15 protein-coding genes and 2 tRNA genes are annotated in these 23,605 nt (G+C 56.4%); 7 read left to right on the forward strand and 10 right to left on the reverse strand.

Annotation, left to right across the window (positions count from 1 at the left end):
* Positions 1-94: 94 nt before the first annotated feature.
* From RBB63_RS02985 to RBB63_RS03005, 5 genes are all read right to left on the reverse strand, one after another.
* Complete coding sequence (locus RBB63_RS02985) at positions 95-1,495, reverse strand: RtcB family protein (protein ID WP_309380962.1); 1,401 nt, start codon at positions 1,493-1,495, stop codon at positions 95-97.
* A gap of 7 nt (positions 1,496-1,502) precedes the next feature.
* Positions 1,503-2,543: an RNA 3'-terminal phosphate cyclase gene (gene rtcA, locus RBB63_RS02990; RefSeq protein ID WP_309380964.1), complete on the reverse strand. Its 1,041-nt coding sequence runs from the start codon at positions 2,541-2,543 to the stop codon at positions 1,503-1,505.
* A gap of 509 nt (positions 2,544-3,052) precedes the next feature.
* Positions 3,053-3,138 (reverse strand) — tRNA-Leu (locus RBB63_RS02995).
* Between the two features lie 5 nt (positions 3,139-3,143).
* Positions 3,144-3,229 (reverse strand) — tRNA-Leu (locus tag RBB63_RS03000).
* A gap of 155 nt (positions 3,230-3,384) precedes the next feature.
* Complete coding sequence (locus RBB63_RS03005) at positions 3,385-5,010, reverse strand: vWA domain-containing protein (protein ID WP_309380966.1); 1,626 nt, start codon at positions 5,008-5,010, stop codon at positions 3,385-3,387.
* A 261-nt stretch (positions 5,011-5,271) separates the two neighbouring features.
* On the opposite strand from RBB63_RS03005, the gene rtcR reads away from it, so the two are divergent.
* Positions 5,272-6,852, forward strand: coding sequence for an RNA repair transcriptional activator RtcR (gene rtcR, locus RBB63_RS03010; protein WP_309380968.1), 1,581 nt, complete (start codon positions 5,272-5,274; stop codon positions 6,850-6,852).
* Here rtcR and RBB63_RS03015 read toward each other — a convergent pair.
* Positions 6,849-7,301 (reverse strand): hypothetical protein, encoded by a 453-nt coding sequence (locus RBB63_RS03015; RefSeq protein ID WP_309380970.1) that lies wholly within the window; start codon positions 7,299-7,301, stop codon positions 6,849-6,851. The genes rtcR and RBB63_RS03015 overlap by 4 nt on opposite strands.
* Entirely contained in the window at positions 7,298-7,858 is a 561-nt protein-coding gene (locus RBB63_RS03020) for an RNA polymerase sigma factor (RefSeq protein ID WP_309380972.1), read from the reverse strand. Before RBB63_RS03020 ends, RBB63_RS03015 begins: the two co-directional genes overlap by 4 nt.
* A 181-nt stretch (positions 7,859-8,039) precedes the next feature.
* Between RBB63_RS03020 and RBB63_RS03025 the strand changes: the two genes are divergently transcribed.
* Positions 8,040-9,665 (forward strand): hypothetical protein, encoded by a 1,626-nt coding sequence (locus RBB63_RS03025; protein ID WP_309380974.1) that lies wholly within the window; start codon positions 8,040-8,042, stop codon positions 9,663-9,665.
* A 147-nt stretch (positions 9,666-9,812) separates the two neighbouring features.
* On the opposite strand, the gene speA is transcribed toward RBB63_RS03025, so the two are convergent.
* Together speA and RBB63_RS03035 are read right to left on the reverse strand one after the other, a co-directional pair.
* Positions 9,813-11,768, reverse strand: a complete 1,956-nt coding sequence (gene speA, locus RBB63_RS03030; protein ID WP_309380976.1) for a biosynthetic arginine decarboxylase — start codon at positions 11,766-11,768, stop codon at positions 9,813-9,815.
* A 75-nt stretch (positions 11,769-11,843) separates the two neighbouring features.
* Complete coding sequence (locus tag RBB63_RS03035; protein ID WP_309380978.1) at positions 11,844-12,722, reverse strand: hypothetical protein; 879 nt, start codon at positions 12,720-12,722, stop codon at positions 11,844-11,846.
* Between the two features lie 366 nt (positions 12,723-13,088).
* On the opposite strand from RBB63_RS03035, the gene RBB63_RS03040 reads away from it, so the two are divergent.
* The 4 genes from RBB63_RS03040 (at position 13,089) to RBB63_RS03055 (ending at position 17,541) form a co-directional block, all read left to right on the forward strand.
* A complete protein-coding gene (locus RBB63_RS03040; protein WP_309380980.1) occupies positions 13,089-13,844 on the forward strand; it encodes a hypothetical protein in 756 nt (251 codons plus the stop codon).
* Between the two features lie 119 nt (positions 13,845-13,963).
* Positions 13,964-14,320 (forward strand): preprotein translocase subunit YajC, encoded by a 357-nt coding sequence (gene yajC, locus RBB63_RS03045; RefSeq protein ID WP_309380982.1) that lies wholly within the window; start codon positions 13,964-13,966, stop codon positions 14,318-14,320.
* A gap of 60 nt (positions 14,321-14,380) precedes the next feature.
* Complete coding sequence (secD, locus tag RBB63_RS03050; RefSeq protein ID WP_309380984.1) at positions 14,381-17,041, forward strand: protein translocase subunit SecD; 2,661 nt, start codon at positions 14,381-14,383, stop codon at positions 17,039-17,041.
* Between the two features lie 98 nt (positions 17,042-17,139).
* Positions 17,140-17,541, forward strand: coding sequence for a cupin domain-containing protein (locus tag RBB63_RS03055; protein ID WP_309380986.1), 402 nt, complete (start codon positions 17,140-17,142; stop codon positions 17,539-17,541).
* A 6-nt stretch (positions 17,542-17,547) separates the two neighbouring features.
* On the opposite strand, the gene RBB63_RS03060 is transcribed toward RBB63_RS03055, so the two are convergent.
* Entirely contained in the window at positions 17,548-18,129 is a 582-nt protein-coding gene (locus tag RBB63_RS03060) for a hypothetical protein (protein WP_309380988.1), read from the reverse strand.
* 515 nt (positions 18,130-18,644) lie between these two features.
* Between RBB63_RS03060 and RBB63_RS03065 the strand changes: the two genes are divergently transcribed.
* Positions 18,645-23,411, forward strand: a complete 4,767-nt coding sequence (locus RBB63_RS03065; protein WP_309380989.1) for a glycoside hydrolase family 9 protein — start codon at positions 18,645-18,647, stop codon at positions 23,409-23,411.
* Positions 23,412-23,605: the final 194 nt, after the last annotated feature.

The raw sequence follows: 23,605 nt of genomic DNA on the forward strand, positions 1-23,605 counted from the left end.
GCGTGTGCAATTGCGCTACTGGGTTATGCGCAAAAAGCACGGACGTGAATGACACGACCGTGCTTGGGTTTCGTTTTTCTTTGAAGGTTGGCTGCTAGTCTTCCGGGCGTTCGCCGGCTTCGGCCATTTTGACTAGGCGCGGTTGGAAGCGAGCCAGCTTGTCGACCAGATCGCTTTGTGCGCCCATGACTTCCTCGATGTCTTTGTAGACCATTGGGACTTCGTCGATGCCGGCGGACAGCAGCGTAACGCCTCGTTCCTTCAGGAGCGCGTTGGCGGCTTTCCAATCCAGGCTTTGCTTGGCCTTGGTGCGCGACATCACACGGCCTGCGCCGTGGGACGCCGAGTGCAGCGACTCGGGTTGACCCTTGCCGCGCACGATGTAGGCCGAGCTCGCCATGGAGCCGGGGATGATCCCGAGAGCGCCTTCACCGGCCGGGGTCGCCCCCTTGCGGTGCACGTAGACTTCGCGTCCGTCGTGGATTTCCTTCCATGCGAAGTTATGGTGATTCTCCACGTCGAGCAGGACTTCCGCGCCCAGGTGCTTGGCCACGTGTTGGTGGATGCAGGCATGGTTCGCCGCCGCGTATTCGCCCATCAGGTTCATCGCCGCCCAGTATTCCTGGCCGAGCTCCGTGTCCATATCCAACCACGCCAAGTGCTTCAGGTGGTCGGGCAACTCGGGGTGTTGCTGCATGGCTAGCTTACTGTAGCGTCCAGCAACTGCCGCGCCCGTTCCGCGGCTTCCGCTATGGGACAGGAGCGCCAAATACGTTCCGGGCGCCAAGCCCAGCTCGGTCTGGTTTTCAATGGTCAACTCGCCGAACTCGACGAAGTGGTTTCCGCTACCGGACGTTCCCAACTGCGCCCAAGCCTTGGGCTTCAGGTGGCTCGTCACTTCGGAGACCGACCAATCGCGGTCCAACACTGCGTGCTGGCGCTTATGGTTCTTTTGAAACTCAGCGCCCGTTCCGAAGCGGGTTTCCTTATCGATGGCCGTGGTCAGGCGTTGGCGTCCGCGCTCGTCCTGCAGTTCGCGCAGCGGGATGTCGAGCACCGTCATTTTCATACGGCACGCGATGTCCACGCCGACAGCATACGGGATGACCGCGTTGTTGGTGGCAAGCACGCCGCCGATCGGCAGGCCGTAACCCAGGTGGGCGTCGGGCATCAACGCGCCGGCGACGGCTACAGGAAGATCGCAGGCGTTACGCATTTGCTCGATGGCGTTGTCGTCGAGGTCGTCTCCCCATTGACGCCAAGGCGCTGGCTCCTTGCGCGGAGTGAACTTCGGCGCCGACAGCAGTTCATCGGCGAGCGGCGCCCAATGCAAATGCTCGATATACTCATCGGGCTTACGGATCACGTTAAGTAGCTGCGAGCGGACCGTTTCCGGAGAGACGGCTTCGTTCATCAGGCGCTTAATGATTTGGAAAGCGGCGCGGGTTGCGTCGCCCTTCGGGACGCCCCAGCGTTCTAGATCTTGTGCGTTCATGGTAAAGTTATTGGTAGAAGTTTACGCGCCAAGCCAGGCGGGCTTCGCGCTCGGTGTTAATGCGAATCGGGAGAAAGCGCTCCACGGTTTCGACGTTGGTTAAGAAGTGTTGGGTGAGGGCGGTGCAGCGGAAAGAACCGCCGCCTGCCAGCGCGAAAGGTATCAACAACTGGTCGGCCAGGTAGTCGCCCACCGGCGCATCCGAGCTGCGGTAGCGTTCGGCTTGGTCGCAGGTTCTGCGGGCAATGTGCTCGGCCGGTTTGCCAACCTCGCCAAAGCCAACAAAGGCTTCGCTGATGTGTTCATAATCTTCGAATAGTTGAAATACGTTGCCGGGGCCATCGGCCTGCAAGTCGTCCAGCTTGATCAACTGATCGCGGCGCAGGTTCAGGCGGTCGCGCGCGACCTTCAGCTCGCGGTCGCCGATGTTGCTGGGCAGGTTGTTGATCATCGCCACTGCGCGTTCGGACTTGAGTGCGCCGCGCTTGTCGAGCTCCAGCGGCTTAAGCTTTTTCGTTGGCTCAATGCTGATGCGGACGCGTCCACCTCCGGCCGGAAAGAACCCGGGCTTCTCCAGCTTGGCGCTGACCTTGGCGCCCATCCGATTTAGCAGTGGCAGGAAGGCGTGCTGGATGAAGTCATAGGTCGGCGCAAAGGGATTGTGTGTGCCGCCATTGAGCACCACTTCGCTCGCTTGCTTTGCATTGCAAAGTGGCAGCAGGATCGTCTGGAGAATCAGCATGGTGCTGCCCGCCGTGCCGACGGAGAACTCATAGTGCCCACCGGAAACAATCGCCGGCTCGAAGCTCAGCTCGGAGGAACTCATCTCGTCGCCCGTGACCTGAGCTGCAGCAATGCGCTGTGCTGCGTGCACGCAGGTCAGGTGTTGGCGCAGGAGCCCGGGCTTCTTGCGCTGGCCACGAATGTTTTGAATCGTGAACGGCTTGCCGGTCAGCATCGATAGTGTCAGTGAGCTGCGCAGCACTTGGCCGCCGCCTTCTCCGGCGCTTCCGTCGATGATGATGTGACTATTCTTTGCGGGTTTCATGGATCGTGAGTTTGTGAGAATAAATAGGAATCTGCGACAAGAATTAAAAAGACGTTTTTCTGATTACTCATTACTGAGCAACACAGTCCGAGAATTGAACTCGGTTGACCGAAGTCTTACCAATGTAGTCCTTTCAGCATTCGCAGATGTTTGATTATGGCTTGGAAAAATGGATTGCCGGACAAGTGTTTGCGGAGAGGGATTTTCGTTTACAGCGATGTACTCCCCAGCGGCATTCCGGCAAAATTAGTTGGAGCGATCCGACTCGACGAGTGGTTGAAAAGACGCACTAACGCGCTCTACCGACTAAGCTACCGTCCCACGGTGAAACGCTGGCGAACCAGCGCTTCATGGCGGAACGGGTGGGAGTCGAACCCACGTCTCGCGAACCGGAATCGATGTAGTCCTTTCGGCATTCGAGCCGGATGGCTCCAGAAATAAAATGATGCGACAAGTTTTTCGAAAGACGTTTTACGTGCTCTATCCACTGAGCTACCGCCCCTTTAAAATGGTGCTTAGAGAGGGAGTCGAACCCTCATGCCCGGTCGGGCGCTACCACCTCAGGGTAGTGTGTCTGCCATTCCACCATCTAAGCAATGTTGGTAGCCGAGGCAGGACTTGAACCTGCATGCCCTTGCGGCGCCGGAGTCTGAGTCCGGTGCGTCTACCAGTTTCGCCACTCGGCCATGGTCAAAGAGTAGGGCGGGTGGGACTCGAACCCACGTCCACGTCGTTCATAGCGATGTAGTCCTTCGTGCATTCGCATCAAAGTTGAGAAAAATGTATTTTAAAGAACGAGGGGGAAAGCCGGGGCTGGGGAAGTGCAGCCCCGGCTGAGTTGTCATTTAACCAGTTGAACCGATTGCTCGATTCGCTGAATCCAATGTCCGTTGTCGAGTTGTCCCTTGGCGAAGGCTTCGATGATCTTGAATACCTGATCGGAGAAGCCTCCGATGTTTAGGATGTCGTCGCGCTCCGGCGCCTGTGTGGTTCCGTAGGGTTGCAGGTCGATGCAGACCAGGCGCGCCTTCGGGTTGTAGCGCTTGAACTTTTCCCACTCCTGGAGCGTCGCGGTGGCGTTGTAGCCCCAGGTGTTTTTGCGCTTCGTGTCGATCCAGGATTCGTTGTCGGAAACATAGATCACCAGGTCGGCGCTGTAGCGGTGTTTGTTCAGGCGTTGCAGTGGCAGGGCGCAGTTGGTTCCGCCGTAGCCGAGGTTCGATAGAATCTTGGCGTTGGTCATCACCGAGTCACGCGGGTTGAGCTTGGTGTCGATCACGCGGTCGTGGAACGGCAACAGGAGCGCCTTGCGGTTTTGACGCAGGATCACGGATGCGATCAAGGCGGCAACTTGCACGCAGTTCACGCTGGTCGTAGCGCCTTGACGGACACCGGTAACCGGCGACTGCATGGAGCCGGACGAATCCGGGCAAACCACCACCGAGCAATCGAAGGACGGCACATTCTCGGTCGCCACTTCCATGGCGTCCTGCAGGGCCTCGCGGACCTCATGCGGCGCATCCGGGCTCACGTTCAGGTAGGCGTTCAGGAGCTGGTATGGGAATACCTTGGCCTTACGCACTTCCTGCGGATTTGCCAGACGCTTGGCGATGCGTTGAGTCACCTTGCGGTTCTCAAACACGCCGTGTCGCATAAAGGTGTTGAGGTTCATACGGGTCATGGTCCAACCAGCGTTGTCCGCAATTTGCTTCCACTGACGGTCGGTCAGCGGCAGTGCGGTCAGCATCTGAAAGGGCACGTCCGGCATGGCCGGCGCTTCAAAAGCGGGCTTATTCGACTTGGAAAGAACGGATGCTCGGTGGAGCATGGCAGCCTTGAAGGCCTCGAACTGCTGCACGAGCGGCGGCAGGAGTTTGGCGTCGTGTGGCTTACCGATTAGGTAAGCGTAGAGCGCCTCGCGCTGCGGCGAATCCGGAGTCGGGTGAACCATCTTGATGATGTCCGCCAGCGACGGTGAGTTACCCACGTTGGCGCGGAAGATGGATTCATCCGAATGCATAGCCAGCCAATCCTTCACAAAGCCCTTCGGCGCGGAGCCGAGAGACTTGCGGCCGATGGCGCCGCTGCGCATGATCTGCACGAAGTTGCGCAGCATCTTGGCGTTGTCGATGACCAGCGGGGCAGCGGCCTTGAAGAGCGCGATATCCTTTTTGGTCAGGACGGCCAGGAGCAGGGCGGGCATGTCTTTCATGTAGCCGGTAGCGCGAGCATAAACGGCGAGCTTGGCGAGGAAGTTGGCGTCGACCTTTTGAGCCAGCTGAACCACGCGGGAGAGCTGGGCTTCGGCGTCGGCGTAGAACGTTCCGTTCAGGCAGCCGGTCACCACGTATTGGGCGAGCTCGTGCTTGGGCGCCAGGCTGTAGGCTGCGCCGCCTGCTTCGTTGGTCGTGTTGGCTGCTTGCAGCCAGCGTCCACGCTTGGTCTTGAAAAGTGTTTTGTTAGCCATGATTGCCTCCTGTGTTGTGGTTGTTCGTGAATGCGAAAATGAGTTTCGCCAATTGCAGACTATTTAACAGGCGGCGTGCCAAAGCGGTTTTTTGAGTGGTCGATGGTTTTGTTAGTCATTCATAATCAATGAAAAGAAAAATATTAAAATATTAAAGGCTAACTTTTGAGGTATTTGGATGTGTGGTGGATTTGGAATTCGATTATCTATCAAGATAAGAATTACGCTTGAGGATTAGACCTGTGCGGTCATTCTAGCGACATGAAGACCGTGGTTATCAGTTTGCTGGGGACGTCGATGGACAACGCCAAGCATGGGCAGCGTTGGAATCGCTGGCGGCCAACGGTATCGCTGTTTCAGCACAGCGATCTGATGATCGATCGTTTGGAGCTGATCCACACGACAGCCTCGACGAAGCTCGCTGGGTCCGTGGCCAAGGACGTGCAGCAGATCTCGCCGGAGACGGAGATTGTGCTGTCGGTGATTGATTGGGAGGACCCCTGGGACTTCGAGGAGGTGTATGGAAAGCTCTTGGATTTCTGTCAGGCATATGCGTTCGACAGCGATGCGGAGCGCTACCTAATCCATCTGACCACGGGCACGCACGTGGCGCAGATTTGCTGGTTTCTGCTCGCGGAGTCGCGCAACTTGCCGGGCGCTTTGGTGCAAACGGCGCCGCCCAAGCGGGACTCCGATGCAGCGGGTAGCTACTCGATTATTGACCTCAACCTGTCGCGCTATGATTCGATAGCCGCGCGCTTTCAGCAACAGGCAGAGGAAGGGCTGGCGTTTCTGAAAGGGGGCATCAATACGCGCAACGCGAAGTTCAATGCGATGATCGAAGAGATCGAGCGCGTGGCCATCAACTCGCGTTCGCCCATCCTGATTATGGGCCCGACGGGCTCAGGTAAGACACAGCTCGCCAAGAGGATTTATGCGCTCAAGCGAGCGCGGCGTCAGGTGAAGGGGCAGTTGGTTTCTGTGAACTGCGGGACGCTCCGTGGCGACGCCGCGATGGCGGCTTTGTTTGGGCACACGAAGGGCGCCTTTACTGGCGCGAACGTGGAGCGCGCAGGCCTGCTCAAGTCGGCCGATGGTGGCATTGTGTTTCTCGATGAGATTGGGGAGCTCGGCTTGGATGAGCAGGCCATGCTGCTGCATGCAATCGAGGAAAAGCGCTTTCAGCCGATGGGCGCGGATATGGAGGTGGAGAGCGACTTTCAACTGATCGCCGGCACGAATCGTGATCTCTCCGAATCTGTTGCGGAGGGGGCGTTTCGCTCGGACTTATTGGCGCGTATCAACTTGTGGACCTACGCGCTGCCGGGCTTGGCGGAGCGGCGTGAGGACGTGGAGCCGAACGTAGAGTTTGAGTGTTGTCGCTTTGAGGAGGAGCATGGTCGGAAGGTGCGTTTTAAGAAGGAGGCCTATCGCGTGTATATGGATTTTGCTCAGAGCAGTGAAGGTAAGTGGGCGGGCAATTTTCGGGATCTATCCAGCTCGATTACGCGTATGGCGACGTTGGCCGGTTCGCGGCGCATCAATGAAGATGTGGTCGGGCGTGAGCTCGAACGCCTGCGTGAACAATGGCGCGCCGAGCCTGCGGCGGACGATGCGTTGGCTGGTTTGCTGACGGCGAAGCAACTCGAGGAAATCGATTTATTTGACCAAGTCAGCTTGCGGGAGACGGTGAAGATCTGCCGCGAATGCGAGACGCTTTCCGATGCGGGGCGTCGCTTGTTTCAGGTGTCGCGTTTGCGGAAGGCGAGCGCGAACGACGCCAACCGTTTGAAGAAATACCTGGAGCGTTTCGGACTGAGTTGGCGGTTGGTGAAAAGCTAATTTACCCAGCGCACGATCAGCAGATATGTGCCGGTGTTGTTGGCGTCCTGCGGGCCGCCGAGGATGGCGGGGGTGTTGGGGTTGAGGCGGACCATGGTGCGCAGGAGTTTTTCTTTGCCGCGACGCCAGTCGAGGTTGATGGGGAGCTTGCCGTCGCTGACGGCTTCCGCGCCAAGTTGTAAATCGGTGCCGCCGTAAAGATTGGTGTTCCGGCCGCCGGGCGCAGTCATGTCGAGCACCTTGCGGTCTTTGAGCTGATAGGTGTTGAAACGGAATAGCCGCTGCAAATTGCCAGCGTAGGGCTTGAGCTGCGCGTCGACGCCTTGACCGGAGTTGGACGCCATGACGAGGAGGACTTCGATCTTGGTCGGGCTTTGCGCTTGGGCGAATGTCGGCGCGAGGCCAAAGGCGAGCAGCAGGAGGGTGGTGATGAGGGTGCGGGCGGTCATGAGTTTGAGCTCCAAAGTGTGGCGAGTTTTTGGCGGGCGGCGTGTAGGCGGGACATCACGGTGCCGGTTTTCACACCAGTGGCGTCGGCGATTTCTTGATAACTATACCCCTTCAGCTCGCGTAAAACAAGCGCGCTTCTTTGGTCTTCGGGGAGCTGGTCGAGGGCGGCCAGCATCTCGCGCCATTGTTCATTGAGCTGAGTTTGCTTGGCCGGGGTGGGGGCGTGGGATGGCTTTTCCTCGATCTCCTCGATGGCGGCGCCGCGCTGGTGGTTGCGCTTGCGGGCGCGAATGGCGTCGAGTGCGGTGTTCACGCCGATGCGGTGCAGCCAAGTGCTGAAGGAGGATTCGAAATTGTAGCGGTCGATTTTTTGCCACGCTTTGATCCAGGCTTGCTGGGCGACTTCGCGGGCCTCGGCCTCGCTGCCCATCATTGCTAAATGTGTGCGGACGGTGCGCTCGTGGTAGCGGCGGAAGAGATGGCCAAAGGCGTCCGCATCGCCGGCTTGGGCGGCTCGGATCCAGGCATCTTCTTCGGCGCGGATGTCGTCGGGCATGGGTTGCAGGTTAGGGGAACGATAGCCAAGGCGGGGGCCAGGGCCACGATAAAGATCAAGAATATCCTTGTTTTAGACAGGCATTGTGGGCGGTTGTCGCATGGATTTTTTTTGCAATTTTAAGTGATTCTGCTTTGCTGGCGGAAACGTTGTTTGAATAACCAATAAAACCCGAAAACTTATGCCCAAGAAAAAGACTGTCTATTTGGTCGCGAACGGCGACCTTCGCTTATCTGCCAACCAGAATTGCTGGGAAGAGCAGGATAAAATGGAAAAGGAGCTGGCGGCCGTTGTGGAGTCGCTGGGTGGCAAAATCAAGCGCGCGCACGAATATAATCCTGAAGAAAAGCACGGATTTATTCAAAGTCAGCGGCAGGGTATGGATATTTTTGCCAAGATCGACCGCAAGGCGCCGCTCATCGTGGCTGAAGCGGTTTGGCAGTATTCGCACCACCTGCTCGCGGGCTTGATCTCGCACCAGGGCCCGATTTTGACCGTGGCCAACTGGAGCGGCACCTGGCCGGGCCTCGTGGGCATGCTCAACCTCAATGGCTCGCTGACCAAGGCGGGCGTGGAATATTCCACGCTGTGGAGCGAGGGCTTCAGCGATGACAAGGCGTTCCAAAAGAACCTCGCTGGCTGGCTGAAGACCGGTGTGGTCAAGCACCCGACGGCGCACGTGAAGAAATACACTGGCCGCACGACGCCTGCTCGCGCCAAGAAGATTGCCGAAAAGATCGCCAAGGATCTCGATACGAACAAGGCCATCATGGGTGTCTTCGACGAGTATTGCATGGGCATGTATAACGCCATGATCCCGGATGAGCTGCTCTTCCAGACTGGCGTTTACAAGGAGCAGCTCAGCCAGAGCGCGCTCTTTGCCGAGATGCAGACCGTGACCAACAAGGAGGCTGAAGAGGTCTTTGCGTTCATCGAAGGTCGCGGTTTCACGTTCCACTTTGGCAAGAACGGCAAGAAGGAGCTCACCAAGAAGCAGGTGCTCGAGCAGTGCAAAATGTACATTGCCGCGTGCCGCATCGGCGACCGCTTTGGCTGCGACGCAATCGGCATCCAATACCAACAGGGCTTGAAAGATATTTGCCCGGCGTCGGACCTCGTGGAAGGCATGCTCAACAGCACCGATCGTCCGCCCGTTAAGAATGCGAAGGGCGAGGTCATCAAGGCCGGCGAAACCTATCCGCACTTTAACGAAGTCGACGAATGCTGCGGCCTCGATGCGCTGATGACCAAGCGTGTGCACGCCGCGTTCAAGCAGCCGACCGAGACCACGCTGCACGATTTGCGTTGGGGAGACTGGGATCAGTCTGGCACGACCGACGAATATGTGTGGGTATTCCTGATTAGCGGTTCCGCGCCGGTGGAGCACCACGTGGGCGGCTGGAAGGGCAGCCATGGGTATCGTCAGCCCGACATGTATTTCCCGCTCGGCGGCAGCACGCTGCACGGCATTGCCAAGCCAGGTGAAATCGTTTGGAGCCGTATTTTCATTGAAGAAGGCAAGCTGAAGATGGACCTCGGTCGCGCGAAGGTGATCGAGCTGCCGGAAGCCGAAACTCAGCGTCGCCTCGACGAGACCACGCCGCAGTGGCCGATCATGCACGCAGTGACTTACGGTGTCAGCCGCGACCAGATGATGGCCCGCCACAAGGCGAACCACATCAACGTAGCCTACGCTGAGTCCGCGAAGCAGGCCGACAACTGTCTCTACGCCAAGGCCGAGCTGGCCAAGCAAATGGGCATGGAAGTCTCGCTCTGCGGCACTGACGCCAAGGGCTCAAAGCTCTAAGCGCAGGCAGGCAGCGTGCCGCTGCACCCATAGTTTGCCGCAGGGCGGCAAAGCGGTGGGGCAGGGATTTTTATTTTCGAGCGTCAGAGGGAGAACCTCTGGCGCTTTTTTGGGCTTTGCTTTGATTTAAGCGAAGGCTTGCGCCGCTTAACGTTTCTTGGCGGCTTTTTTGGCCGGTTTGCTGCCTGGCGTGAGGTAGGTTTTCTGGTTGAGCATATCGGTGTAGAGGCTCAGCAGGCGAACGCCTTCACGGGGCTTGACGACGTCGGCGCGGGTGGCGGCGTCGATTTGCTTTTTCATGGCGCGAGTCAGATCGGCGCCCTTATATTGGATGAAATTCAGCACCTCGTCAGTGGAAAAACCCTTAATGGTTTCCTCGATGTAGAAGCCATCTTCTTCGTCATCCTCAAGGAACACGTGGATTTCGTTGACGCGCCCAAACAGGTTGTGCAGGTCGCCCATGATGTCCTGGTAAGCGCCGACGAGAAAGAAGCCGAGGTAGTAAGGCTTTTTGTTCAGCGGATGCAGGCGCAGGCTGTGCCGCACGTCTTCCAGGTCCACAAAGTCCGAGACCTTGCCGTCGCTGTCGCAGGTAATGTCGACCAGCGTGGCTTCGATCGTTGGCTCTTCATCCAGCCGTTGTAGCGGAGCGATGGGGAATAGTTGATCGAGCGCCCAGTGATCCAAGAGGCTTTGGAAGACGGAGAAATTGCAAACATACTGCTCAGCGAGGAGTGCGCCCAGGTTTTCAAGGTCTTCGGGGATGTAGCCATCGGTGCGAAGCTTGGCGTGAATGTCGGCGCAGATTTGCCAGTATAGCGTATCAGCCTTGGCGCGGGTGGGCAGGTCCAGGTAGCCGAGGGAAAAGAGATTGGCGGCTTCGTCCTTTTTCTGTTGTGCGTCGTGAAAGCGCTCCTGCGGGCCGTGGCCATCTTTATTCTCTAAGATGTATTGAAGATCAGCGAGCAGCGGTTGCTTTTTGCCGCCGTTCTTCTTGTCTTCAATTTCCGGGATTTTGATGATGCGGTCCACGGCCTCGACGACGAGGATGGAGTGCGGCGCCACGAGCGCGCGTCCGCTCTCGGAAATGATGTCCGGCATTGGGTGGCCAGCTTGTTCGCAGACGCTTTTGATGTTAAACACCACGTCGCGCGCGTATTCGCCCATGGAGTAATTCATGGAGCTTTCGAAGTTGGTGCGCGAGCCATCATAGTCGATGCCGAGACCGCCGCCCACGTCGAGATATTTCAGGTCGAAGCCCATTTCGCGGATTTCGCAATAGAAGCGCGCGGCTTCGCGAACAGCCTTTTTGATGGTCAGAATATTCGGCACCTGTGAGCCGATGTGAAAATGAACCAGACGCAGGCAATGGCCCAGCTTGGCGCGTTTGACTTTCTTGGCGGCGGCGACGATTTCCGCTGGCGTCAGACCGAACTTGGCGTTGTCGCCCGAGGAGGTCGCCCATTTGCCTTCTCCGGCAATGGACAACTTGACGCGGAATCCGATCAGCGGGCTGACGCCCATCTCCCGTGAAACTTTGATGATGGCGTCGACTTCAGAAAATTGTTCCACGACGAGGATGACCTCGCGCCCTAGGCGGACGCCGAGCAGGGCGGCGCGGATGTAGTCTTCGTCCTTGTAGCCGTTGCAGACGAGTAGGTCGCCCTTGCGATCCAGTTGGGACAGGGCGATGAGCAGCTCGGGCCTGGAGCCAGCTTCGAGTCCGAAGTCGTAATCACGGCCAGCGTCGAGGATTTCTTCGACGACTTCGCGCAGTTGGTTGACTTTGATCGGGAAGACGCCGCGGTAGTTGCCGCTGTAGCCTTCTTCTTCGATGGCGCGGCGAAAAGCCTCGTTGAGCATTTCGACACGACGGCGAAGCAGGTCCTGTACGCGGATGGTCAGCGGCGGGCGCAGACCATACTCGGCTTCGGCTTCGGCGAGGACATCGGCCAGGCGAATGCTGGGGCCGTCTTCACCGAGCGGTTGCACGCAGAGGCAGCCAGTGTCATCCGCAGAGAAGTGCCCCTGGCCCCAACGGGGCAGGCCATAGTATTCGGCGGATTTTTGTGGAGACCAATCAGACTTTTTGGAAGCAGGCATGGAGTCGCGCTAACGTGTGGGTTTCCGGTGGATTCGTCAAAGGCGAAAGCAGGAAAATCTATTGATGCCGGTTCGCTAATTCTGTTGAGGGCAGTCGCCGAAATCATCGGGCCCGAGAATGCCAGGGTAGTGCTCTTGGCCACATTCCGGGCAAAGGCTGTGGCTGAACTCCGCAGGGGAGTGAGCGCGAATGTAGGATTCGACTTCATGCCAGTACCCTTTGTCATCGCGAACTTTTTTGCAATACGAGCAGATGGGGAGCAAGCCGCGTAGCGTTTCGATTTTATTTAAGGCGTCTTGCAGTTTTACGCGCGCAAGGTGCTCGCTTTGCCATTGTTGGAATTCGGCAATGCGTGTTTGATGGATGCGCCAGTTGACGTATAGGCCACAAATCACCGTGATGGGAAAAATGAGCGCTGCTTCCCACCAGACGTCAGTGAAACCGCTATGCAGGTGAAGCATCCAGATGTGAAGTCCGGCGAAAAATACGCCTGAAATCATCTGGTAAACCAACCGGTTGGGCATGAATATAAAGATTGCGATGAGATACGCGAGATCGGCCAGCGAGTTCTGGTGGGCCGTTACAGGTAGCAAATGGTCCGTCCAGACAAAGAATGCGCTGGTGATAAGCTGCCAGCCGAGAAGCAACTTTTGCAGCATGGGGGTGGATCGGATAAATGGAATCCAACTGGCGAAAGCCAATGACAGTGCGAGGAGTAAGGCGCGCATAAGCACAACGCGACCACTGTCCATCGATCCATGAGGAACCCCAGCTTCCTCGACTATGAAGGCGAAGTTGACTACGCCGACCAGGATAACGGCAGTGATGATTAGCCGCCGATCAGCCTTCGCGTAGCGGCAGTAGATTGCACTGTCTAAAGCGCGACCTGTTAAGGACAAGGACTCCGCGGATGAATGGGAGGGCTGGCTATCGTCGGAGGCGGCGATCGTCATGCTTGAAGAAATAGGCGTAGAGAAAAGGAGAGAGGCTTCATACTTTGTCTTGTATACGATTGATTAAAGCAAAAAACGCAGAATTAGGGAATATTCCTTCAGGGCCATCTTTCCATGCAGTCCAGAGGGGAGGGGCGTCTGAATATGCAGCCTAAGAGCATATTCCGTTTGAATGCTCTGCTCACGGGGGGGGATGATAATGAATGCAGCACCTTGAACCGACAATTAAAACTGAAATGGCGCTAACTCGTCGCTAAACAATGCGCGGAAAAACACTGTCTGGGGGCAAGGAGTGATTTAACCGGGGCTTATTCAGGGTATACGAATAGGTTTGCGCGAGCCTCTGTATTACAATGGACTGTTGGCATGATAAAAAATCTCGTTGTCGGCGCCTGGGCGTTGATGGTTTTGTTTTTTGCAGGCTGTGAGAGTTCGGCCCCTGCCACCAGTTCAAGCCCAGCTCAACCGTTCGGAGATGAGTTCAATGGGCAGGTGGCGGTCTTACCGGCCGATGTGCTGAGCTACCTCCCTGAGCAGTATGCTTTCCTCCATCCGATGGTCAACGAAGCGACTGAGCAGGCGTTGATTGCGCAGGGCTATCAGGTCATGACGGCGCACCAGGTTGAACAGGCGCTTGACGCCAACGGTGGCGCGTTGCGTCGGCGGATTCAGTCTTCAAGCCCCAAAGAGATGGCGCAGGGCGTGAATGACTTGATTTGGCAATTGCGAGACGAGCAAGCCGTCGATGTGTTGGCCGCTCCACAGGTATTGGAGCAATCTTTGGTGATCAAACGGCCCTACGATGGCGCGAGTTGGGGAGGCGTTCGTCGGGAGTTTCACGTAAACGGCGCTCGAAATCTAGGAGATTCGTTACAGGTGGACACCGCGTCGGTCGTGATGGGCGTCTACAATAAGTTTGGACAGGCGATTTACTTCGGGCAGGGGGGGATTGATTTTCTGGAAAACGGCACCGTGGCGGGACAGAAAATTTATTTATCGCCGAAATTGTCAGGGCAGATTCCGATAGCTTCAGTGCAGGAAGCGGTGGATAAGGCCTTGGCCCGCTGGCAGATGGAGCTTGCCGTAGTGATGGGGCAGAATGGCTTCGAACGAAGTCGCTGAGTTCCAGGGGGCAGAGCTTGTTCTTTCAGCTCGTGTTGGAAACCGGGGTAATTGGGGCTGATTCACGCTTGCTTTCCGGCTCCCCATCCGTTTGTGTGCCCGATTTCCCGTAATTAAACATGCTCGAAACACCCATTTTTGCATCGATTCTTTCTATTCTCGCGCAGGCCGAAGGCGCCCCAGGCGGCAACGGCATGAGCTGGCTGATCCCCATCCTGTTTGTTGCGGGCTTCTGGTTCCTGCTCATTGCGCCACAACGCAAGATGCAGAAACAGCACGATAAGCTGGTCTCGGAGCTCAAGAACGGCGACGAAATCATGACCAAAGGCGGCCTCTACGGCACCGTGGTCAACGTCAAGAGCGACCGTTTTGTCGTCAAGATTGCAGAGAACACTAAAATCGAAATTTCCAAGCCCTTCGTCCAGAGTGTTGTGAAGAAGAAGGGTGAGCCCGAAAAAACTGAGGAAAAGAAGTAGTTTTTTCGGCGAACAACGATCCCCGAAATTTGACCAACAAAAAACGGTCTAATTAAACCCATGAAAAATTCCATCATTTGGAAACTGATCCTCACCGCTGTCATCATGGCTTGGGCGGTGCTTAGCCTGTTCCCGATCAATGACACGAATTTCCGCGATTTTATCATCGCGGAGCCGGTCACGAACAAGGCTGAGTTCGACAAGCTGGTTGCCGAAGCAGACAGCAAGGTGACGGAAAACTATGCCTTTGTCGCCGCCTTGCGTGACACGGCCAATGAGCAACAGATCAACCTGCATGACGAGTTCTTCCCCTACGTTAAGATGGTGAAAGAGCCGAATCTACAGCGCAGCAATAAGATCATCGCTGACTACCTATATCAGGAGTCGCGGGGTAAGCTGCACCGCGGTCTTGATCTCGCCGGTGGCGTATCGCTTGTCTTGAGCATTGACGAGTCTGCCGACCCCAACGCCTCGAATACGCGTCTGGAAAAGGCCGTTGAAATCATCGATGGCCGCATTAATGCGCTCGGCGTTGCCGAGCCGGTCATTCGCCCGTTGCCGCCGAATCGCATCGAAGTTCAGTTGCCTGGCGTCGACTTGCGCCAGAATCCCGAGCTCGTGGTGAACCTAGTGCAAGCTGCGCGTTTGGACTTCCGCACCACGCACCGCTACCTGCAGCCGCGTGATGAGGCCATTGGGACCCTGAAGAGCTTGCCGCTTAATCCGGGCAATCCAGACGGTCCGACCGCCATGTATGAAGTGATGGCTGATGAGAACACCAGTAAGGATGGCGAAACCCTCGTTACCAAGCATTGGGTGAAGAAGATTCCTGAGGCTCACGGCGACATCATCGACGAAGCTTACATCGACATGAGCACCGGTTCGCCCAAGGTTGGCTTCACCACGACTTCTGAAGGCGCCGAGACGATGCGCAAGCTCACCCAGCGCATCGTTGACGAAAACGCCAGCACCCGCACCAATGAGCTGTTGGTCGTTGTGCTCGACGGTGAACTCGAGTCTGCCGCCACCGTGCAAAGCACCATTAGCCGCAACGGTCAGATCACCGGTAATTACTCTCAGGACGAAGTCGTCCAACTCGTCAGCGCGCTCAACAACCCGCTTGAATTCGACCTGAAGGTTGACCAAATGCAGGAAATCGGGCCGAGCCTAGCGAAGGACGCACAAGATGCCTCCATTAGCGCGGCGATGTATGGCGCCATTGCGGTGGTTGCCTTCATGGTGCTGTACTATCTCTTCTCTGGGATCGTGGCGGTGCTGTCTGTGCTGCTCAGTTTGATCATTGTGCTCGGTGCGCTTGCTGGGGCTGGAGCGACGCTTTCCCTGCCGGGTATCGCGGCTCTCGTGCTCACCATGGGTATGGCCGTGGACGCGAATATTCTGATTTTCGAACGTATCCGGGAAGAGTTAGCAGTCGGCAAAAACATCAAGACTGCGCTCAAAACTGGTTACGACAAGGCGCTTTCGACGATTGTGGACGCGAACGTGACGACGATGATCACTGCGCTCATCTTGTTCCTGCTCGGCGTAGGGCCGGTCAAGGGCTTTGGTTTGACGCTGGCCATCGGTATTGGTTCGTCCGTTTTCGCCGCGCTGATCATCAGTCGCGCTTTGTTGGAAATCATTGTCCACGGCGGCATCGCCAAGAAGGTGATCCCCAACTTCAGTATCCAGAAAAGTCTGGGCACGTCGTCTATCAACTTCCTTGGCAAGCGTGCTCCGGCATTCGTTTGCTCTTGGGCGCTGGTGCTGGCGGGAGTGGTTTCGGTGTTCATTGCGAAGGACCACATCATGGGCATCGACTTCCGCGGCGGCGCCGAGGTTGTCTTCGAGTTTGATCCTTCCGCCCGTGACAACCTTGCCATTACGGACATCGTGGCGATGGCTGATGACAAGGGCCTGGGCGAAGTCATTCCAGTGTTCCAATCAGAGATCGGACAGGGCATCGAGCGCTTGCGCATTCAGGTTGATGACGCTGAGGGTCGCACAGATCAGGTCGTGGAAGCCTTGATCGCCACATTCCCCGATTCTGGACTGGTGAAGGTGTCGGAAAATGTCATTGGCGCCTCGGTCAGCGATCAGATTGTTTTCAATGCGATTGAGTCCATCATCTTTGCGCTGATCGGCATCCTGCTCTATGTGGCGCTGCGTTTCGAAATCGGTTATGGTGTCGGTGCAGTGGTTGCGACGATTCACGACGTGCTGATGTCGATCGGGCTCTTTGTGATCTTGGGGCAGTTCTTTGGCATTGGCAGCGGGCAATTTACTGCGCCGATGGTGGCTGCGATTTTGATGATCGTTGGTTATTCGATCAATGACACCATCGTTGTGTTCGACCGTATTCGTGAAGAGTTGGAGCTTAACCCCGCGATGAAGTTGTTTGACGTGGTCAACCTCGCGATCAGCCGCACGCTGAGCCGCACCTTGTTGACGAGTTTGACGACCTTTGTCGCAGCGCTCGCGTTGTTTATCTTTGGCGTTGGCGTGGTGACTGACTTTGCACTCGTCTTCCTGATCGGCATTCTGACGGGCACGTTCTCGTCGATCTTCATTGCGAGCCCGGTCTTCTTCGCTTGGCACAAGGGGGACCGCAAGCATGTGACTGAGCACGAATATGCTAAACCTACTTACGAGTGGGAGGCAGGCAGCAAGCGTGCAACTAAGGAATCCGACTCGGACAAGACGTCGGGCGCTCCGGCTTAATCGCTTCCAAATCCATTTACTTGGGCGAATGCTGCTTCTGGCGGCATTCGCCTTTTTTTTAACTTTGCGCGGGCAGCTAGGACTGGCAGTCTCGCGGCATGGATAATCCCCGCATCCTCCACCAGTCTACTGGTGATCAAGATAAGGTTCAGCGACTGGGCCCCTATGTGCTGGAGACGCTCATCGCCGAAGCGGACGAAATACAGATGACAGCTTACCGGGTGACGATTGAGCCGGGCTCGACAACTGCGATCAGCCATCATCGCAAGGCAGAAGAGATTTACTACGTATTGGCCGGGCAGGGGATTGCCTTGCTCGATGGCGTTGAGCACAGGCTTCATGCTGGTGATTTTTTGCGACTGCCTCCAGGCGTGAAGCACGGTTTCGTGACTCAGGAGGAAGCGCTCGTTATGCTGGACATTCATAGCCCAGGTTCGAGGCCCAACCGTGATGTCTTTTTCGAGGGCGAGCCTCCAAGTGGTTTTAGTCCAAATGAATGACCTTGGCTACTTGAGCACTAGGTATTCGAAATTGATGTAGCAGACGTAGTCGTCAGTCTGTCCTGTGAAACGGATGCCTTTGAGAATGTACGAGGTATCGTCGTCTTTGTCTAGAATCACGGCTTCTCCGATTGCGGCGCTTTCACGTTTTTTGGCCGCTTCTTCCATCAGCGCTGCGCGTGCTGCACGCTCCTTGGCGGAGTTCAGGCGTTCGTTGATCATACGCTCAGCTTTGTAGCGCGCATCGATTTCAGCCATGGCGATGGTGCGCCCGTAACCAACGGTTGCTTCTTCCAGCGGCTTTCGATTGGAGGGGCGGTAGACATCATGTTTGATTTTTATGATGCAGTATTGTTCTTCATCCTTGTTGCCCAGATTGATGTATTTCAGCTCGTAATCCCCATCAAACGCTTTGTTGCGAGCCTGCTGGAGCACTGCTTCTTCCGCGCGCTGCTTGGTGCGCCCGTAATCGATCAGGATTTCTTCGATGCTGGTGTTCGGCTTGCGCTTGCGAGGCTGCTCTTGAGCCGAGAGCATTCCGGGGATCAATAACAGGGCGATAAAAATCGAGATGGTAGTTCGCCACATGGTTTAAGCGCTAGTCAATTTGCTGGTGTCAGTCAACAACCAGAATGAGCCGTTTATGGATGGTCGTTGTTGCGTGATGATTTTTTAGTTAATTTATCTTTGCGATAAATTTGTCGAATTCCTTGTGCTGAATTACAAATTTAAATGAATACACCTGTGTTTAATGGGGTCTTTTATCTGGTCAAAATGAGGAGTGTGTAAAAACTTTATAAGTCCATGATGATGAAATGGTAAAAGAAATAATCCTACTTGGAATAAGTCAGAGGTTCCTTACTCTTATTACCAATACCTGATCTGCGAGTCCCGAACCGATACACAACATGCATAGACTCCAGTTAACCACATTAGATTCGCCCTAGCCTGGGTGTGATCACTCTTTGTTTCCTGCCGTGAGCCAGGGGCCCGAGCCCCTGTTGGCCTGAACGCGTTGTTCGGCCCTACACATCAAAATTCTGGCGATGCGCCCGAGTGGGGCGCCGCTGTACCCATGCAAATTTGACTTACGACCTACACCAATGAAACGCACATTAATTACCGGACTGGCGGCGCTGGGACTCAGCACGTCCGCTTTCGGCCACGGATCGATGGCCGACCCCGTTAGCCGGGTCTACGAAATCTTTCTGGAGAATCCACAATCTCCGGATTACCCCTCTTCTGAGGCCGCGATTGCGGTCAATGGAACGCAACCCTTTTACGACTGGAGCGAGGTCAACCAACTGGTTCCGGACTACAATTACCAGGCGCTCATCCCGGATGGCGAACTGCCCGGCGCTGGGCGCGATAAATACGCCGGGCTTAATTTGCTCCGCGACGATTGGCCGGTAACACAAGTTGAGGCTGGCTCTTACGACTTCGTTTACGCGGCGCATGTGCCGCATGATCCGAGCTTCTTCATCGCCTACATCACGAAGGAGGACTATGACCCACTTCAACCGGTGGCTTGGGATGATCTGGAGGTGCTCGATGACTACATTGAAGCCAATCTGGTTGGCAATAATTACCTGTTCACGCTCGATTTGCCTGAGCGCGAAGGACGCCACGGCATCTACGTGATCTGGCAACGCATTGATCCGGCAGGGGAGGCCTTCTTCTCTTGGAGCGACGTCGTCTTCGGCGAGGATAATGGCAACACCACCACCACGCCCACCATGGATATGGGGGACACGTCCTCCTACGTGGACTTCTCGGTTCCAGATTCCTGGAGTGGCGGTTTTGTGGGGAGCGTGACGCTGACGAACCCCTTCGACTACGCCATCAACGGCTGGACGCTGGAGTTCGATTTCCCCAATGAGCTGATCAACGTTTGGAGCGCCAATGTGGCGGGTCGCGCTGACGACCGCTACACGCTGACCAATGCGGGCTGGAATCCCAGTATCCCAGTGGGCGGTTCAGTAACCTTTGGTTTCCAGGCCAGCGGAGATTCCACCGGAATCGACCTGAGCAATGTCACCTTGAACGGCATCGATATCAGTGACGAAACTCACGATCATGGTGACCATGACCATGGCGACGATGACGATATGGACATGGGGGGCGATGATGGTTCAGACGATGGCTCTGATGACGGCATGGACGATGGCCACGATATGGGTGGTGATGACGGCATGGACGACGGCTCGGATGATGGTTCGACCGATGACGGCAACACCGACAATGGGTCGGACGACGGTTCGACTGACGACGGTTCAAGCGGCGGCGACGATGGTGTTTCCGGCGATGCTGGCTTTGTGGTCAACGTAGTCAACGATTGGGGCAGCGGCTTCACGGCGAGCGCCACGATCACCAACACCACTGGAGCCGACCTCAGCGGTTGGACCCTGACCTTTGACTGGGGGCATGTTCCGACCAATGTTTGGGACGCAAATCTGGTTTCCGTTGATGGCGACACCATAACTATTAAGAATGCTTCCTGGAACGCCTCGCTTCCAGCCGGTGGCACCGTAACCTTTGGCTTCAATGGTTCCCCCGGTGATGTGACTACACAGCCAACCAATGCGACACTCAACGGTGCGTCTGTTGGCGGAGGATCGGATAACGGCTCTGGCGATGATGGTTCAGACGATGGCTCCACTGACGACGGCTCGGATGATGGTTCGACCGATGATGGCGGCTCAGACGACGGGTCCACGGATGATGGCAGCACCGATGACGGTTCTGATGATGGCAGCACCGACGATGGGAATACCGATGACGGTTCGACAGGTGGAGACGCCACGGCAGGGTTGACGATTACCATTGGTAATGACTGGGGCAGTGGTTTTGGCGCCACGGCGACGGTGACCAATACGACTGGCTCGGCCATCAGCGCCTGGGAGCTCAGCTTTGACTGGCCCTACGACATCAATGATTACTGGAGTGCGGTGTTGGTCTCGCACAATGGGGACCGCTACACCTTCTCCAACGCCGCTTGGAATGGCAGTATTCCGGCAGGGGGCTCGATTGAGTTCGGCTTCAATGGCTCACCTGGCAACGTGTCATCCTTCCCAACCAACATCACGCTCAATGGCGTCGCCGTATCCGGTGGCAACGATGGCGGCAGCGACGACGGCTCGGACAACGGCTCGGACAACGGAGGTTCCGATGACAACGGAAATGGTTCGGATGACGGTAGCAGTGACGGCGGAACGGACACTGGCAGCGGCGATGACAACGGCAATGCCGGTGTTGAGGTCGATGGCAACTTCCGCAAGCGCATCGTAGCCTACTTCCCGAGCTGGGGCATCTATGGGCGTGATTATCACCCGACAGATATTCCCGCCGAACGCCTGACGCACATCATTCACGCTTTTGCGACGATCAACTCAGCTGGTGAAATCGAAATCATCGACGAGTGGGCCGACGTCCAGCGCCCCTATGGCGACGACCAAGCCGGTCAGGAGTTGATGGGCATCTTCAATCAATACATCGAGCTGAAGGAAGCACACCCGCACTTGAAGACCTTAATCGCCGTGGGCGGTTGGTTTGACTCGGATCGATTCTCGACGATTGCCGCTACCGCTGCGGGCCGCGAGAAGTTTGCCGAATCCGTACGCGAGTTCGTGGTGCAGTATCAGTTCGACGGTGTGGACCTCGACTGGGAATACCCGGTCATCGCTACCGGCGTGAACAGCAATGTTTCCCCGGCCGACGGCGAAAACTACGTCCTGCTGGCCCGCGCCATTCGGGCTGAGTTTGACGCTCAGAGCGCCATTGACGGCAAGACCTACTTGATCAGTGCTGCGGTTCCAGCGGGCTATGACAAGTATGAGGAAATCAACCTCGACGGCTTGGCCGATGAACTCGACTGGATCAACGCCATGACCTACGATTATCATGGTCGCTGGGTCACGAACCGCACTGGTCACAACGCGCCACTCTTCGACAACCCGGCGAGCCCGGACAGCAGCCGCTACAACGCGTCGTCGACCATCCAGGGCTACATCGACGCTGGCGTGCCCGCCTCGAAGATCAACATGGGCATTCCGCTCTATGGCTACAGCTGGAAGGGAGTTCCTTCGACCAGCAATGGCCTCTACCAGAGCGCAACTGGCGTTGGCTTTGGCACCGTTTCGGATGAGCCCGGCATGCCGGACTACCGCACGGTCGCCGCACTGGTTGACGCTGATCCATCTACCGAAAAGTGGGACGATGTTGCGGAGGTTAGTTACTTCTACAGCGCAACGCTAGACGGTGGCACTTGGGTCGGTTACGACAGCCCACGCTCCGTAGAGCGCAAGCTTGAGTATATCGACGATGAAGGCCTCGGCGGTGTGATGTTCTGGGAACTCTCCAATGACATCCGCGACTACGACGATCAAGACAGCATCATCCACATTGCTTCGGCAGCATTTGCCGAAGACGATGCTACGGATGATGGCGACTCGTCGGGCAACGATGACTCCAACAGCGGGAGTGATGACAACGGCTCCGGTGATGATGGCTCGGATGATTCATCCGGCAATACAGACCTGGGCGCCTTCAACTACGGTGAAGCCTTGCAGAAGTCTTTGTACTTCTACGAGGCTCAGCGTTCCGGTGAGTTACCCGAGGATAACCGCGTCTCTTGGCGCGGTGACTCGGCGCTCGACGATGGCTCGGATGTCGGCCTTGATCTCAGTGGTGGCTATTATGATGCTGGCGACCACGTAAAGTTCGCCTTGCCGATGTCTGCCTCGCTCACGCTGTTGGCGTGGGGCATCGAAGAGTACGAGCAGGGGTATGCCGACAGTGGTCAACTCGACGAGGCTCTGGATACGATTCGTTGGGGCACGGATTGGCTGATGAAGGCCCATCCCAGCGCCAACGAGTTTTACGCACAGGTTGGAGATGGTCACGTTGACCACTCCTACTGGGGCCCGCCGGAAAGCATGACCATGAATCGTCCGGCCTGGAAGGTTGATGCCAACAACCCTGGCTCCGATGTCGCGGGTGAGGCCGCAGCTGCTTTAGCGGCTGCCGCCATCATCTTTGAAGATAGTGATCCTACTTACGCTAGCGAATTAATTTCCCATGCTAAAGAACTATACGCCTTTGCTGATTCCTACCGCGGCAAGTATTCTGATTCTATTTCGAACGCTCAATCTTTCTATAATTCCTATTCCGGTTATAACGACGAACTCGTCTGGGGCGCGCTCTGGCTTTATAAAGCCACCGGCGACAATAGCTACCTGACGAAGGCGGAGAGCTACTGGAGCAACATTGGCGGCCTGAATAACAGCTGGACCATCAACTGGGATGACAAGTCCTACGGCGCTGCCATTCTCCTCGCTCAATTAACTGGCAAGGCAACTTACAAGAACGCAGTTGAAAACTGGCTGGATAATTGGGTTGGCGGATCGGTTCAGCAGTCCGATGGTGGTCTGCGCTGGATTCAACAGTGGGGTAGCCTGCGCTATGCGGCGAACACTGCCATGATGGCCTTCATCTATGGCGACACGGTCAATGACGATGGCGGCGTTTACACGGACTTCGCTGCGGGCCAACTCGACTACATCCTTGGGGACAATCCCGCGAACCGCAGCTACGTGGTTGGCTTCGGGAATAACCCCCCGATCAATCCGCACCACCGCGCCGCGCACGGCTCGACCACGAATAACATCAACTCTCCAGCCAACAACTTGCATGTGCTCTATGGCGCATTGGTTGGCGGCCCAAAGTCAGCCAATGATTTCGACTACGTCGATGATCGCACGGATTACGTGACCAACGAAGTCGCGATGGATTACAATGCCGGCTTCACTGGCGCCCTTGCGCGTCAAACGCAGGTTTACGGCGGTGAGCCGCTGGCAAACTTTCCCAACTAAGCACATTGAGAAAGCCATAATCGATTCTTAGTTGGTCGAGATAGCCGGGCGTGGAGCATTCCACGTCCGGTTTTTTTGTAGCATAGCTGAGCGCATTAAACTGGCCGCTCAATGGCGAGGGCTTAGCTTGTCAGCCATGACGCCGAAGTTATTTGAAGCCTATCAGCACTGCCCGATGCTTAGGCTCTCCTAAG

The organism is Cerasicoccus frondis (genome assembly GCA_031296915.1).
Classification (GTDB): Bacteria; Verrucomicrobiota; Verrucomicrobiia; order Opitutales; family Cerasicoccaceae; genus Cerasicoccus; species Cerasicoccus frondis.

What these genes read in the sequence shown, in the direction of transcription:
- RBB63_RS02985 (WP_309380962.1), bottom strand. Translation starts at nt 1,495, where the DNA reads ATGAACGCACAAGATCTAGAACGCTGGGGCGTCCCGAAGGGCGACGCA.
- rtcA (WP_309380964.1), bottom strand. Translation starts at nt 2,543, where the DNA reads ATGAAACCCGCAAAGAATAGTCACATCATCATCGACGGAAGCGCCGGA.
- RBB63_RS03005 (WP_309380966.1), bottom strand. Translation starts at nt 5,010, where the DNA reads ATGGCTAACAAAACACTTTTCAAGACCAAGCGTGGACGCTGGCTGCAA.
- rtcR (WP_309380968.1), top strand. Translation starts at nt 5,272, where the DNA reads ATGAAGACCGTGGTTATCAGTTTGCTGGGGACGTCGATGGACAACGCC.
- RBB63_RS03015 (WP_309380970.1), bottom strand. Translation starts at nt 7,301, where the DNA reads ATGACCGCCCGCACCCTCATCACCACCCTCCTGCTGCTCGCCTTTGGC.
- RBB63_RS03020 (WP_309380972.1), bottom strand. Translation starts at nt 7,858, where the DNA reads ATGCCCGACGACATCCGCGCCGAAGAAGATGCCTGGATCCGAGCCGCC.
- RBB63_RS03025 (WP_309380974.1), top strand. Translation starts at nt 8,040, where the DNA reads ATGCCCAAGAAAAAGACTGTCTATTTGGTCGCGAACGGCGACCTTCGC.
- speA (WP_309380976.1), bottom strand. Translation starts at nt 11,768, where the DNA reads ATGCCTGCTTCCAAAAAGTCTGATTGGTCTCCACAAAAATCCGCCGAA.
- RBB63_RS03035 (WP_309380978.1), bottom strand. Translation starts at nt 12,722, where the DNA reads ATGACGATCGCCGCCTCCGACGATAGCCAGCCCTCCCATTCATCCGCG.
- RBB63_RS03040 (WP_309380980.1), top strand. Translation starts at nt 13,089, where the DNA reads ATGATAAAAAATCTCGTTGTCGGCGCCTGGGCGTTGATGGTTTTGTTT.
- yajC (WP_309380982.1), top strand. Translation starts at nt 13,964, where the DNA reads ATGCTCGAAACACCCATTTTTGCATCGATTCTTTCTATTCTCGCGCAG.
- secD (WP_309380984.1), top strand. Translation starts at nt 14,381, where the DNA reads ATGAAAAATTCCATCATTTGGAAACTGATCCTCACCGCTGTCATCATG.
- RBB63_RS03055 (WP_309380986.1), top strand. Translation starts at nt 17,140, where the DNA reads ATGGATAATCCCCGCATCCTCCACCAGTCTACTGGTGATCAAGATAAG.
- RBB63_RS03060 (WP_309380988.1), bottom strand. Translation starts at nt 18,129, where the DNA reads ATGTGGCGAACTACCATCTCGATTTTTATCGCCCTGTTATTGATCCCC.
- RBB63_RS03065 (WP_309380989.1), top strand. Translation starts at nt 18,645, where the DNA reads ATGAAACGCACATTAATTACCGGACTGGCGGCGCTGGGACTCAGCACG.